At 54.8% G+C, this 12,700-nt stretch carries 14 protein-coding genes; 13 read left to right on the forward strand and 1 reads right to left on the reverse strand.

Features of this window, described 5'->3' with window-relative positions; genetic code table 11:
- The first annotated feature begins 91 nt into the window (after window positions 1-91).
- The 11 genes from KI612_RS04205 to KI612_RS04255 all read left to right on the forward strand — a co-directional run bounded on the left by KI612_RS04205 (window position 92) and on the right by KI612_RS04255 (window position 10,001).
- Window positions 92-859: a 3-hydroxyacyl-CoA dehydrogenase gene (locus KI612_RS04205; protein ID WP_226442585.1), complete on the forward strand. Its 768-nt coding sequence runs from the start codon at window positions 92-94 to the stop codon at window positions 857-859.
- A 58-nt stretch (window positions 860-917) separates the two neighbouring features.
- Window positions 918-3,356 carry a heavy metal translocating P-type ATPase gene (locus KI612_RS04210; protein ID WP_226444137.1) on the forward strand — a complete coding sequence of 813 codons (2,439 nt, stop codon included), beginning with the start codon at window positions 918-920 and terminating at the stop codon, window positions 3,354-3,356.
- Complete coding sequence (gene ccoS, locus KI612_RS04215) at window positions 3,356-3,553, forward strand: cbb3-type cytochrome oxidase assembly protein CcoS (RefSeq protein ID WP_226442586.1); 198 nt, start codon at window positions 3,356-3,358, stop codon at window positions 3,551-3,553. Before KI612_RS04210 ends, ccoS begins: the two co-directional genes overlap by 1 nt.
- Before the next feature lie 293 nt (window positions 3,554-3,846).
- The gene (gene ccoN / locus KI612_RS04220) at window positions 3,847-5,271 is read left to right on the forward strand and encodes a cytochrome-c oxidase, cbb3-type subunit I (protein WP_226442587.1); all 1,425 of its coding nucleotides are present in this window, start codon (window positions 3,847-3,849) and stop codon (window positions 5,269-5,271) included.
- Between the two features lie 9 nt (window positions 5,272-5,280).
- Entirely contained in the window at window positions 5,281-5,922 is a 642-nt protein-coding gene (gene ccoO / locus KI612_RS04225; RefSeq protein WP_226444139.1) for a cytochrome-c oxidase, cbb3-type subunit II, read from the forward strand.
- Window positions 5,923-5,927: 5 nt separating this feature from the next.
- Window positions 5,928-6,104: a cbb3-type cytochrome oxidase subunit 3 gene (locus tag KI612_RS04230; protein WP_226442588.1), complete on the forward strand. Its 177-nt coding sequence runs from the start codon at window positions 5,928-5,930 to the stop codon at window positions 6,102-6,104.
- Window positions 6,105-6,119: 15 nt separating this feature from the next.
- Window positions 6,120-7,019 carry a cytochrome-c oxidase, cbb3-type subunit III gene (gene ccoP / locus KI612_RS04235; RefSeq protein WP_226442589.1) on the forward strand — a complete coding sequence of 300 codons (900 nt, stop codon included), beginning with the start codon at window positions 6,120-6,122 and terminating at the stop codon, window positions 7,017-7,019.
- Window positions 7,020-7,154: 135 nt separating this feature from the next.
- On the forward strand, window positions 7,155-8,558 hold the full coding sequence (gene ccoG, locus KI612_RS04240) for a cytochrome c oxidase accessory protein CcoG (protein ID WP_226442590.1): 1,404 nt from the start codon (window positions 7,155-7,157) through the stop codon (window positions 8,556-8,558).
- 15 nt (window positions 8,559-8,573) lie between these two features.
- Window positions 8,574-9,083: a FixH family protein gene (locus KI612_RS04245; protein WP_226442591.1), complete on the forward strand. Its 510-nt coding sequence runs from the start codon at window positions 8,574-8,576 to the stop codon at window positions 9,081-9,083.
- A 26-nt stretch (window positions 9,084-9,109) separates the two neighbouring features.
- A complete protein-coding gene (locus tag KI612_RS04250) occupies window positions 9,110-9,250 on the forward strand; it encodes a DUF3149 domain-containing protein (protein WP_226442592.1) in 141 nt (46 codons plus the stop codon).
- 91 nt (window positions 9,251-9,341) lie between these two features.
- Window positions 9,342-10,001: a hypothetical protein gene (locus tag KI612_RS04255; RefSeq protein ID WP_226442593.1), complete on the forward strand. Its 660-nt coding sequence runs from the start codon at window positions 9,342-9,344 to the stop codon at window positions 9,999-10,001.
- Here the strand turns inward: KI612_RS04255 and KI612_RS04260 are convergent, their stop codons facing one another.
- A complete protein-coding gene (locus KI612_RS04260) occupies window positions 10,002-10,547 on the reverse strand; it encodes an NUDIX hydrolase (RefSeq protein ID WP_226444141.1) in 546 nt (181 codons plus the stop codon). It lies immediately after the preceding gene.
- A 190-nt stretch (window positions 10,548-10,737) separates the two neighbouring features.
- Here KI612_RS04260 and motA point away from each other — a divergent pair, with 190 nt between their 5' ends.
- Window positions 10,738-11,595: a flagellar motor stator protein MotA gene (motA, locus tag KI612_RS04265; protein ID WP_226442594.1), complete on the forward strand. Its 858-nt coding sequence runs from the start codon at window positions 10,738-10,740 to the stop codon at window positions 11,593-11,595.
- Between the two features lie 28 nt (window positions 11,596-11,623).
- The gene (gene motB, locus KI612_RS04270; protein ID WP_226442595.1) at window positions 11,624-12,571 is read left to right on the forward strand and encodes a flagellar motor protein MotB; all 948 of its coding nucleotides are present in this window, start codon (window positions 11,624-11,626) and stop codon (window positions 12,569-12,571) included.
- The last annotated feature ends 129 nt before the right edge of the window (window positions 12,572-12,700 follow it).

Genomic DNA, 12,700 nt, shown 5'->3' on the forward strand with positions numbered 1-12,700 from the left:
CTTGGCGCTGGCGTTGTAAGATGCTTCTCTCCATACGCTACCGTGTGGAGTAGCTGTTTGTTTTTGTGAGGTTTTTGAGGAGAGAGCGGCAATGCAAATCAAGGATAAAGTATTTCTGGTCACCGGTGCCGGTTCCGGTCTCGGGGCGGCAACGGCCAAAGTGTTGGCTGAGGCGGGTGCCAAAGTGGTTCTGGCTGATCTGAATCGCGAAGCCGGTGAAAAACTGGCCGCAGAATTGGGGGCTGGGGCCAGGTTTGTCGAAACCGATGTCGCCAGCGAGGCTTCAGCGGTCAACGCCGTGCAGACGGCAATTTCCGTTTTTGGCGGTCTGCATGGCCTGGTTAACTGTGCCGGCGTGGCACCGGCCGAGAAAGTCGTCGGCAAGGAGGGTCCGCACCGTCTGGAGAGTTTTGCCAAGGTCATCAACATCAATCTGGTCGGAACTTTCAACATGATTCGTCTGGCTGCCGAGGCGATGATGAAGGGGGAGCCGGATGTGGGTGGTGAGCGTGGCGTCATCGTCAATACGGCGTCAGTAGCGGCCTATGAAGGCCAGCTCGGTCAGGCGGCCTATGCCGCTTCCAAGGGCGGTATCGTGGCGCTGACCCTGCCGGTGGCGCGCGAGCTGGCACGCAGCGGCATCCGCGTCATGACGATTGCTCCGGGCATCATGGAAACGCCGATGTTGCTCGGCATGCCGCCGGAAGTTCAGGATTCGCTGGGCAAGATGGTTCCCTTCCCTTCGCGCATGGGCAAGCCGGCAGAATACGCAGCGCTGGTGAAGCACATTGCCGAAAACGCTTACCTGAATGGCGAGGTCATTCGTTTGGACGGCGCCATCCGCATGGGTACCAAATAAACTATACTTCGGCTCCACCATCGACCCCCAAAGGCACTTCGGTGCCTTTTCCATTTGCATGCCAGAAGTAACCTGCTATCACTGCGGTCAGGCTGTTCCCGATGAACTCGATTTGCCGGTCACCATCGGCGGGCAGGCGCGCAGCATGTGCTGCTACGGTTGCCAGGCGGTAGCCCAGTCAATTGTCGATAATGGCCTGGAAGACTATTACCGCAGCCGCGATTCGCTGCCGGAGTCGCAGCGTGAGGCGATGCCGCAGATCCTTGATCAGCTGGCACTTTACGATCATGCTGATTTTCAGAAGAGTTTCGTCAAGGAACTGGGCGAAACCGAGCGGGAAGCCTCCCTGTTGCTCGAAGGCATTACCTGCGCCGCCTGTATCTGGCTCAACGAACAACATGTCGGGAAGTTGTCGGGTGTGACCGCGGTCGACATCAATTACGCCACCCGGCGTGCCCGTGTGCGCTGGGACGAATCGCGCATCAAGCTCTCGGACATCCTCGGGGCGATCGCTGCGATCGGCTATCGGGCCTATCCGTATGATGCAGCCAAAAACGAGGAAATCTCGCGCAAGGAGCGACGCGAGGCGCTTTGGCGTTTGTGGGTGGCCGGCTTCGGCATGATGCAGGTGATGATGTACGCCTTCCCGGTCTATATCGCCAATGGCGACATGACCTCGGATATCGAAAGCATGATGCGCCTGGCCAGCTTGCTGCTGACCCTGCCGGTCGTTTTCTATTCCTCGGCGCCCTTCTTTCGCAATGCCTGGCGCGATATCAAGTTGCGGCGCGTCGGTATGGATGTGCCGGTGGCTCTGGGTGTTGGCGCGGCCTTTCTGGCTAGTTGCTGGGCAAGTCTGACTGGGGAAGGCGAGGTCTATTTCGACTCGGTGACGATGTTTGTTTTCTTCCTGCTCGGTGGGCGTTATCTCGAGATGACAGCCCGCCAGAAGGCGCTCAGCGTGACCGAAGCCTTGGCCAAGTTGCTGCCCGCCTTTGCGCAAAAACTGCTTAATTTTCCGGTCGACCGTGCGGTTGAACAATGCGTGGTTGCAGACCTGAGGCCGGGCGACCATGTCCTGGTCCGTGCGGGTGAGGCAATTCCTGCGGATGGCAAGGTGGTTGAGGGCTTCAGTTGCGCCAATGAGGCGTTGCTGACCGGGGAAAGCAAGCCTGTTGCAAAAGCACCGGGCGATTCGGTGACGGGTGGTTCGCTGAATGCCGAAAGTCCCCTGGTTGTCAGGGTTGAGCAGGTCGGAGAGGCAACCCGCCTGTCGGCCATTGTTCAGCTCATGGAGCGAGCAGCAACTGAAAAGCCAAAAATCGTCGAGATGGCTGACCGCATTGCCAGCTATTTTGTTGCCGTGCTGCTGCTGGTGGCAGCCTTGGTTGCGGTTGGCTGGTACATCGTTGATCCCTCAAAGGCGCTTTGGATTACGGTCTCTGTGCTGGTGGTGACCTGTCCTTGCGCTCTTTCCCTGGCGACCCCGATCGCCTTGACGGTGTCGGCCGGCGCGTTGGCTAAGAACGGTTTGCTGGTGACGCGCGGTCACGCAATCGAAACCCTGGCGAGGGCAACGCATTTTGTCTTTGACAAGACCGGGACGCTGACCAGCGGACGCATGAGTTTGCGGGGTGTTCTCGTCGTCGGCAGTCTTCCTGAGTTTGAGTGTCTGGCCATGGCGGCGGCGTTGGAGCACTCGTCCGAGCATCCGGTTGCAGCCGCATTGCGCCATGCGGTGAGCGGTGAGTTGCCGGAGGCGACCATGGCGCTTAGCGAACCGGGGCAAGGCATTGAGGGGGTGATTGATGGTCGTCGTTGCCGTATTGGCCGTCCGGATTACGCCCTGGCCTTGTCCGGTGCGCAACTTCCGGCAGCAGCGGTCGACTGGCTGGAGAGTGGTGAAACGGTTGTGGTGCTGGCTGATGCAAGTGCTTGCCTGGCGTTGTTCCGGATTGGCGACGAGTTGCGTCCTGAGTCGAAATTCTTGGTTGATTACTTGCTCAGCTTGGGAAAGCACGTAGTGCTCCTGACGGGAGATGCTCCGTCGGTGGCGCAGCGCGTTGCTGCCAGGCTCGGTATTCAAGATGTGCGGGCTGGTATGACGCCGCAAGGCAAGCATGCCTGTGTCAAGGCCTTGCAGGAAAGTGGTGCCGTTGTCGCAATGATTGGTGACGGGGTCAATGACGCGCCGGTTCTCGCGCAGGCGCAGGTCTCGATTGCAATGGGTGGCGGAGCTCAGTTGGCCAGAACGCAATCCGATTTTGTGCTGCTATCGGAAAACCTGGATCATCTGCGTGATGGCTTGCGTCGAGCTCGGCAAACCCTGGTCATTATTCGTCAGAATTTGTGGTGGTCATTTGCCTATAATTTCGTTGCGCTACCACTGGCGATTGGTGGCTATGTGACGCCGTGGCTGGCTGGCATCGGTATGTCGGCCAGTTCCTTGCTGGTGGTTCTTAACTCCCTGCGCATTCAGCGCGCAAAGGCGGATTGATGGAAAGTATTTATTTGCTGGTGCCGATTTCGGTCATTCTGGTTTTTGTGATCGCCGTCATTTTCTGGTGGTCGGTTCGCAGTGGCCAGTTTGATGATCTCGAGGGGCCGGGTTTTCGTGTTCTGATGGATGATGATGAGCGGCCGCCGCAACCAGTTGATGCTGATGGCAAAAAAGATAATTCAGGGAAGGTTTGATTTGGGTCAACCCGGTGGCATCTCTGGTCGGGCATCATGGCGGCTGTGTGAGGGTGATGCCTTACGAAAGTTCTCTGTTGGGGTTGGGGTGCGTTGCGACGCACCCTTTTTTTGTTTACAAGCCTGAAAAGCCGCACGGATACTGCATTGGGCAGGCATAAGTCGACCGAGATAATCGGTAGATTGATCTAGGTCAAAACAGCGTCGCTGATCTAGAATAGTATCCGCATTTATGCGCCGCCTTGGGTTCAGGGGGGTGGACATTCTGATTTTCATTAACGAGAGGTGGGTTCATGTCTGGATCGCAAACCACATATAACGATAAGGTCGTACGGCAATTTTCCGTCATGACCGTCATCTGGGGCATCGTCGGCATGCTTGTCGGTGTCATCATCGCTGCACAACTCGTGTGGCCAGAGCTGAATATCGCTTGGCTGCACTTCGGGCGCTTGCGTCCGTTGCATACCAATGCGGTTATTTTCGCGTTTGGTGGCTGTGCTCTGTTTGCAACGTCTTACTGGTGCGTTCAGCGTACCTGTCACACCCGTCTTTGGGGTGGTCCGCTGGTTCCCTTTACCTTCTGGGGTTGGCAGATTGTTATCTTGTTGGCTGCCGTTACGCTGCCGCTGGGTATTACCCAAGGTAAAGAGTATGCCGAACTGGAGTGGCCGATCGACATCCTGATCACGTTGGTCTGGGTTTCGTATGCTCTGGTCTTCTTCGGTACGATCGCCAAGCGTAAGGTTTCGCACATTTACGTGGCTAACTGGTTTTTTGGGGCGTTCATTGTTGCCGTTGCTCTCTTGCATTTGGTCAATAGTGCTGCGGTTCCTGTTTCGCTGACCAAGTCCTACTCTGCTTACTCGGGTGTTCAGGATGCAATGGTTCAATGGTGGTATGGCCATAACGCCGTGGGTTTCTTCCTGACCGCCGGCTTCCTTGGCATGATGTACTACTTCGTTCCTAAGCAGGCTGGTCGTCCGGTTTACTCCTACCGTCTGTCTGTGGTCCACTTCTGGGCGCTGATCTTCACGTACATGTGGGCGGGTCCTCACCATCTGCATTACACGGCCCTGCCGGACTGGACCCAGTCTGTCGGCATGATCTTCTCGCTGATTCTGCTGGCTCCGTCCTGGGGTGGCATGATCAACGGCATCATGACCTTGTCGGGTGCTTGGCATAAGCTGCGCGATGATCCTATCCTCAAGTTCCTGATTACCTCGCTGTCCTTCTACGGTATGTCCACCTTTGAAGGTCCGATGATGTCGATCAAGACCGTCAACGCGCTGTCGCATTACACGGACTGGACCGTTGGTCACGTGCATTCCGGTGCCTTGGGCTGGGTGGCTATGGTTTCCATTGGCTCCATGTACTACCTGTTGCCGCGCTTGTTTGGCAAGTCCGAGATGTACAGCACCAAGCTGGTTACGACCCATTTCTGGATCGCCACCATCGGTACCGTGCTTTATATTGCCTCGATGTGGATTGCCGGTGTGATGCAGGGTCTGATGTGGCGTGCTGTCAATGCCGACGGGACCTTGGCTTACAGCTTCGTTGAATCGGTTAAGGGTTCCTATCCGTTCTGGGCGATTCGTTGGCTGGGTGGTGTTCTGTTCCTGTTCGGCATGCTGATCATGGCTTACAACATGTTCAAGACCATGGCCGGTGGTAACACCAAGGACATGCCGGTTGTTGCTCCGGCTGCTCACCACGCCTGATTAGGGGGAATAATAATGATCAAGCACGATCAAGTTGAACGGAACGTAGGCCTGCTCTTCGTTCTCACGCTGTTTGTTGTCCTGTGGGGCGGTTTGCTGGAAATTGTGCCGCTCTTCTTTCAGAAATCGACCACGACGCCGGTCGAGGGCCTTAAGCCTTACGATGCAGTTCGTCTGGCCGGTCGCGATGTCTATGTTCGTGAGGGCTGCTTCTTGTGTCACTCGCAGATGATTCGTCCGTTCCGTGCAGAGACCGAGCGTTACGGTCACTACTCGGTGGCTGGCGAATATGTTTACGATCACCCGTTCCAATGGGGTTCGAAGCGTACCGGTCCGGATCTGCATCGTGTCGGTGGTCGTTACTCCGACGAGTGGCAGCGCGCTCACCTGATCAATCCGCGTGACGTGGTTCCCGAATCGAATATGCCAGCCTTCGCCTTCTTGGCGAATACCAAAGCAAAAGATAGCGTAGCTGCTGACATCGAGAAAAAGATGCAACTCATGCGTGGTTACGCCAACGTGCGTGGTATCCCAACCTACTCCGATGAAGAGATCAAGGGTGCCAAGGCTGCCATCGGCGACAAGACCGAAATGGATGTTCTGATTGCGTACCTGCAGGAAATGGGTACCTCCTTGAAGAACACCAAGTAATAGCCATGGACATCAACGATCTGCGCTCCATCGTTACCGTTGCCGGGTTACTCTGCTTCTTGGCGATCGTGGGATGGGCATATGGCAAGAGCAGCAAAAAAGGCTTTGAGGAAGCTGCCAACTTGCCATTCGCGGAGCATGATGATGAGGGTGTGGCGTCTGGTACGTCACATCCGCGCTGAAAAAAAGGAAAGCAAATGAGCGATTTCGTTAGCGATTTTTGGAACCTGTACGTTGTGGTAATCGTCTTGGCAAGTATTCTTGCTTGTGCGGTTCTGCTGATCGTCCAGGGTAAAGCGACTTTCACCCCGGGCAAGACCATGGGTCATGTCTGGGATGAAACCCTCGAGGAATACAACAATCCGATGCCCAAGTGGTGGAGCTGGATGTTTGTCATCACCGTGGTTTTTGCGCTGGTGTATCTGGCGCTCTATCCGGGGCTTGGCAACTTCAAGGGCATGCTGGGCTGGACTTCCGGTGGCCAACATCAGGCTGAAGTTGCCAAGATGGATGCTACGGTCAAGCCGCTGTTCGACAAGTACATGGCCATGGATCTCAAGGCTGTTGCTGCCGACAAGCAGGCCAACGAGATGGGCAAGCGTTTGTACCTGACCTACTGCATGCAGTGTCACGGTGCCGATGCTCGCGGTGCAAAGGGCTTCCCGAATCTGACCGATGCTGACTGGCTGTACGGCGGCGAGCCGGACCAGATCAAGGAAACCATCGCCAATGGTCGCATGGGTGTGATGCCTCCGCATGCCCAGCTGGGTGCTGACACGATCAAGGATGTGGCGAATTTCGTCCGCTCTTTGTCGGGTCTGCAGAACGATGCTGTCCGCGCTGCCAAGGGTAAGGAAGTCTTTGCCAGTGCTGGTTGTGTCGGCTGCCATGGTCCGGAAGCTACCGGTATGCATGCCATCGGTGCTCCGAACCTGACGGACAAGGTCTGGTTGTATGGCTCTTCCGAAGCCACCATTACCGAAACCATTACCAACGGTCGTCAGAACAAGATGCCCGCTTGGAAAGAGTTCCTCGGTGATGCCAAGGTCCATCTGCTTGCAGCTTACGTGCTGAGCCTGGGTCAAGGCGCCAAGTAATTGGTCAGAACGGGGCGGTTCGCCGCCCCGTTTTTATTTCAGATTGCATTTCTTGCGTCTGATCAGTATCCAAATTGTTTTAGTGAACTCCCAAGCGAGTTGGTACTAGAGCAATTTTGATACGGATACGGTCTTATGGAACCAACCGAAAAAATCGCCCAAAATCCCGCTGTCGTTTCGTTTTACGAGAAGCACAGAAAAATCTACATTCGCGATGTCAGAGGATGGTGGAATACTTGGCGTTGGGTGCTGGTTTTCCTGACCCAAATATTGTTCTTCGGCCTGCCTTGGCTGCAGTGGAATGACCGGCAAGCGGTTCTTTTTCACTTGGTTGAGAGGAAGTTCTATCTGTTCGGACTGGTTCTCTGGCCTCAGGATGTCTTTTATCTGGCGCTTTTGCTGATCATTTCGGCCTATGCGCTATTCCTATTCACCGCAATTGCTGGTCGCCTGTTTTGCGGCTACGCCTGTCCCCAGACTGTTTATACCGAGATCTTCATGTGGGTCGAGAACCGTATTGAAGGTGATCGATCAGCACGGATGAAGCTCGACAAGGGGCCAATGAGTGCGCGCAAGTTCGGCTTGAAGGCTTTCAAGCATGCGGTTTGGTTGATGATCTCGATTTGGACAGGTTTTACCCTGGTCGCTTATTTCACGCCAGTTAACGAGTTGCTGTCGGCGTTGCCATTCAATCTTTCCGGCTGGGAGTTGTTCTGGTTGTTTTTTTATAGCGGCTTTTGTTACATGCAAGCGGGCTTTCTGCGTGAACAAGTCTGCAAATACATGTGCCCCTATGCACGCTTTCAGGGGGTGATGTTCGATCCCGATACTCTCGTCATTACTTATGATCCCGAACGCGGAGAGCCTCGCGGGGTTCGCAAAAAAGGCATCGATGCCAAAGCGGCCAACTTGGGCGATTGTGTGGATTGCGGTTTGTGTGTGACTGTTTGCCCAACCGGTATTGATATTCGCAACGGAATTCAATACGAGTGCATCGGTTGTGGTGCATGTATCGATGCCTGCGAACCTGTCATGGACAAGCTCGGTTTGCCTCGAGGCCTGATTCGCTATACAACTGAAAATGCACTGGCCAGGCATCTCGGTCCAAAGGAAGTGATGGGGCATATCCTGCGTCCCCGTGTTCTTTTGTACTCGGCGATCCTGATCGGTATTACTCTTGCCGCGATCTGGTCTTTGGCGGTTCGCATTCCGCTCAAGGTGGATGTCATTCGTGATCGCTCCGTGCTGGCGCGAGAAGCCGATGATGGGCGCATTGAAAACGTCTATAACCTGAAGATAATGAACACAACCGAGGAGCCTATGCGCTATCTTCTGTCGGTCGACGGAATGGAGGGGGTGGAAATCCAGGGTGCTGATTTCGTTGATGTTGCAAGTTCCGAGAACCACGAATTGACCGTCGTTGTGCGGGTGCCACCTGAGTCCGGTAAGAAAGGCGCCAACACGATATATTTTGATGTAAAGGCTGCGAATCGCGAAAAAATTGCGGTTCATGAAAAAGCCTCTTTCTTGATGCCCTGACTTATGAGTTCAACAATGACCCTACGAAATGACAATCGCCCTTGGTATAAGGAGCGCTGGCCGTGGATTTTGATATCTGGCCCTGCAACCGTTATCGTGGCGGGGATCGCTACTTTATGGCTGGCTGTAATCAGTAATGATGGCTTGGTTACAGATGACTATTACAAGCAGGGGCTTGCCGTAAATCAAAGCCTGAAGCGTGATCACGAAGCAGGTAGCTTGGGCTTGCAGGCAGATTTGATGCGTGCAGATCAGAACGTTCGTTTGTTACTCAATTCTGATAGTGCGGTAATTTTACCTAGCCAGATTAACCTCAAACTGGCGCATCCGACGCGTGCCGGTCATGATCAAGTGCTGGAAATGGTTGCCGAAGGACAAGGGTTTTATAGCGGCAAATTGAATGCCGATATTGGTGGCCGTTGGCTCGTCTCAATTGAGGACCCTGCAGGGCAGTGGCGCTTGCAAGGAGACTGGCTGGCTGATTCAGGGGAACCGCTACGCTTGACGGCGAAGGCGGGTAAGTAGTTTTTTTCGTTACTGGGAGGTAACTTATGGCTTGGGAACTTTTGTTCAATAGTGATATCGGTCTGATGAGCTTGGGCGTTATTGTCGGCGTTCTTGTCATCGGTGCTTGGATGGGCAAAATGTACAAGGCGAAGATGGAAGAAGAGGCCCGCAATCTGGGTAAATAACTCTTCGGTTTTGCCCTTCTCGCTTGAAGGAAAAGAGTCCCTCGCCAATGGTTTTGGCGGGGGATTTTTTTTGCCCACCGAATTATGAATAATGACGTTCGTGTTGCGGACGACTTTGGCTATTTCCTTACTGATGCATTTGTTGCTGGTGTCGCTGATAACTTCCCGGTCCGGTTTGATCGAGACGGCGTCAGTCAGTCAGGGGGAGGCTTCGTCCCCGAATTTACTGGCCTCGTTAAGGACAGGGGAGCAAAGCGTGGTGCCTCCTGCATCGATATCTCATATATCTGCGACAGAGCAGGCAAAGTCTGGCTCTGTCGCGGCTAATTCGGGTGTGCGAAGAAAAGCTGCATCTGTACGGTCGACCGCCAATTCAGGCAAAAATAGCTGGCGAGGCGACTCGCTGGAGTCGATCGCAGCAAAGGCGGGTAGCCAAGATGCTGTTTCGGATATTAACGAAGAGATTGTTACAAGGTATCGCTTGGCGCTGGCTAGGGAGATACGGCTTCGCAAGAAGGGCTTGTTATGGGAGTATGACAAATGGCCGGGGGGTGAGGTGCTCCTGAGTGTCAATTTTGGCGCTAAATCAGGTGTGCCGGAGTTAATGCTTGTGCGGTCAAGTGGACAGGATATGCTCGATCAACAAGTGATGGTGATGGTCAGCAAGGTGCTGTCAGATAGCCCGCTTCCTGAATATCTCAAAGGCCGGGCATTCAGGATGAGTTTGCTTGTGGGGTCAGTAGTTGAGTGATTAATGGCTTTCATCAAGCGGTGGCAGCGAATTTTCGTGAAAACCGAATGTGCCTGATTCGATATCCTCAAGGTAGTGCCGCAGGCAATATGTCACGCTACGAAATGCGATTTCTTGCCAGGGAATGTCTTCCGGGGCGACGAGCATGACCTCAAGGCTTTCCTCTCCGGCCTCAAAGTGCGATGAGGTAAGGTGGCCACGATAAAACAGGTGAACCTGGTTGATGTGGGCAATACTGCTCATCGAGAACAGGGCATCTATGGCGATAGATGCGCCGGCTTCTTCCTGCGTTTCTCGCCGCGCGGCGTCAGCAGTGGTTTCGCCGTTCTCCATGAAGCCGGCAGGTAGGGTCCAGTAGCCTCGCCGTGGTTCGATAGCTCTGCGGCAGAGCAGTATTCTGTTCTCCCAAGTGGCAACGCAGCCCACGACCAGGCGGGGGTTTTCGTATTGGATATTGCCGCAGGCCTCGCACACATGCCGCGCTCGAGAGTCTCCGGCCGGAATGAGGTGTTCGACTTCGCCGCCGCAGTGATTGCAGTACCTGATCATGATCATCCCGTTTATGCCGTAGCTGGTCATGAGTTTAGCACCGCCTTGTGGCTGGAAATGCGGACGGGTAGGACATCAGGCGCGATTTCTTTCTTTGCGCTTCGGTAACGCCTGTGGCTACAATAGCGGACACCAATAAGTCAGTGCATTTGCGCTGCTGGACGTTGGGCGCATTCGGGGGCTCTGCATGTTTCTAATCATCGGTTATGTGATCATTCTGGCAGCGGCCTTGGGCACGTATGCTGTTCACGGCAGTTTGCTGGCGCTATGGGTGCCGACCGAATACATCGCGATTATCGGGCTGGTGATTGGCTACTTTGTTGCTTCGAACGACATCAAGATCATCAAGGGCACGATTGCTGCGGTGCCCGGCATCCTCAAGGGCTCCAAATTCACGAAGGCCTTTTATATCGATACGCTTGCCATGTTGTTCGAGATTCTCGGCAAAGTACGCAAAGAAGGGCTTATGTCGATTGAGGGCGATGTCGAGAATCCGGACGCCAGTCCAATCTTCAGCAAGTATCCGAATTTGGTGCATGACCACCACATCATGGAGTTTGTTACTGACTACCTGCGCATGATGGTCGGTGGCAACCTGAATACGGTGGAAATCGAAAGCCTGATGGATGTTGAACTGGAAAGTCACCACCATGAGGCAGCGGAACCTGGGCATGTGGTTTCGGCGATTGCCGGTGCTGCTCCTGCATTCGGTATCGTCGTTGCCGTGATGGGCGTGGTGAACGTGATGGGCTCGGTGGGCAGTCCCCCGGCAGTACTGGGTAAGATGATCGGCGGCGCCCTGGTCGGTACCTTTCTTGGTATTTTGCTGGCGTACGGTATCGTCGAACCGATTGCCAAGCTTCTGGAACAAAAGGCCCATGAGGGTGCAACCATCTACAAGTGCATCAAGATGGTCTTGCTGGCATCAATGTCCGGTTACGCGCCACAAGTTGCCATCGAATTCGGGCGCAAGGCGCTTGATGCCGGGGTTCGCCCCAGCTTCCGCGAGCTGGAAGAAGAGCTCAAGGCTCGCAAGGGCAAATAACCATGTCGCAAATTAGCGGGTTCAAGCCATGAGCGACGACTCCACACGTCCGATAGTCATCAAGCGCAAGAAGGTTGTTGCCGGAGGAGCTCACGGCGGCGCCTGGAAAATCGCCTATGCCGACTTCGTGACGGCCATGATGGCATTCTTCCTTCTCATGTGGCTGCTTGGTTCTACCGCCAAAGGGGATTTGCAGGGCATTGCGGATTTCTTCCAGAATCCGCTCAAGGTCGCGCAGCAAGGGGGGAGTGGCTCTGGCGATGCGACCAGTATTCTGCAGGGGGGCGGCAAGGATTTGACGCGTCAGGCCGGGCAGGTCAAGAGCGGTGACGTCGAGAAAAAGAGGGAGACTTCATTTTCCAAGGAGGCGCAGGCCGATTTTCGCCGCAAGGAGCAGGAGCGGCTGGAAACGCTGAAGGCGGATATCGAAAAAATGATCGAGCAGAGTCCGCAACTCGCGCAGTTCAAGAAGCAGATGCTGCTCGATATTACCTCTGAGGGCTTGCGCATCCAGATTGTGGACGAGCAAAACCGACCGATGTTCGACTCCAGCAGTGCAGACCTGAAGCCATATACGCGCGATATCCTCAGACAGATTGGCAAGGCGCTAAACGGTGTCAGTAATCGGATCAGTCTGGCCGGGCATACGGATGCCGCACAGTTCTCCGGTGGGGAGCGCGGATTTTCAAACTGGGAGCTCTCTGCCAATCGGGCCAATGCTTCCCGGCGTGAACTGGTGGTCGGAGGCATGGATGATGCCAAGGTGTTGCGCGTGGTTGGCCTGGCCTCAACAGTATTGTTTGACAAGAACGATCCGCTGGGGTCGGTGAATCGACGGATCAGTATCGTGGTACTAAATCAGAAAACGGAGATGGCTATTCTGCAGGAAGAAGGGCCGGAATCCGAGGTTGCAAATGAAGAAGCCGTTCCACAAGGCTTGAAGTTGCCCAATATGGGCAAGGGAACTGCCGGCTAGTTGGGTTGGTTCCGAGGGGGCGAGGAGAGAGTGTGAGCAGCAACAATAAAGCGGTTTTTGTCGGGGTGCCCTGGTCGGTGCTTGTGCTTGTGGTCTTGCTGGCAGCTGATACGTCGGCAAGGTCAGGGG

Origin of the sequence: Quatrionicoccus australiensis, assembly GCF_020510525.1 — a bacterium.
Classification (GTDB): Bacteria; Pseudomonadota; Gammaproteobacteria; order Burkholderiales; family Rhodocyclaceae; genus Azonexus; species Azonexus australiensis_B.

Bases quoted from the DNA above. Each gene is read 5' to 3' on its own strand.
- KI612_RS04205 (WP_226442585.1), top strand. From the start codon at position 92: ATGCAAATCAAGGATAAAGTATTTCTGGTCACCGGTGCCGGTTCCGGT.
- KI612_RS04210 (WP_226444137.1), top strand. From the start codon at position 918: ATGCCAGAAGTAACCTGCTATCACTGCGGTCAGGCTGTTCCCGATGAA.
- ccoS (WP_226442586.1), top strand. From the start codon at position 3,356: ATGGAAAGTATTTATTTGCTGGTGCCGATTTCGGTCATTCTGGTTTTT.
- ccoN (WP_226442587.1), top strand. From the start codon at position 3,847: ATGTCTGGATCGCAAACCACATATAACGATAAGGTCGTACGGCAATTT.
- KI612_RS04230 (WP_226442588.1), top strand. From the start codon at position 5,928: ATGGACATCAACGATCTGCGCTCCATCGTTACCGTTGCCGGGTTACTC.
- ccoP (WP_226442589.1), top strand. From the start codon at position 6,120: ATGAGCGATTTCGTTAGCGATTTTTGGAACCTGTACGTTGTGGTAATC.
- ccoG (WP_226442590.1), top strand. From the start codon at position 7,155: ATGGAACCAACCGAAAAAATCGCCCAAAATCCCGCTGTCGTTTCGTTT.
- KI612_RS04245 (WP_226442591.1), top strand. From the start codon at position 8,574: ATGACCCTACGAAATGACAATCGCCCTTGGTATAAGGAGCGCTGGCCG.
- KI612_RS04250 (WP_226442592.1), top strand. From the start codon at position 9,110: ATGGCTTGGGAACTTTTGTTCAATAGTGATATCGGTCTGATGAGCTTG.
- KI612_RS04255 (WP_226442593.1), top strand. From the start codon at position 9,342: ATGACGTTCGTGTTGCGGACGACTTTGGCTATTTCCTTACTGATGCAT.
- motA (WP_226442594.1), top strand. From the start codon at position 10,738: ATGTTTCTAATCATCGGTTATGTGATCATTCTGGCAGCGGCCTTGGGC.
- motB (WP_226442595.1), top strand. From the start codon at position 11,624: ATGAGCGACGACTCCACACGTCCGATAGTCATCAAGCGCAAGAAGGTT.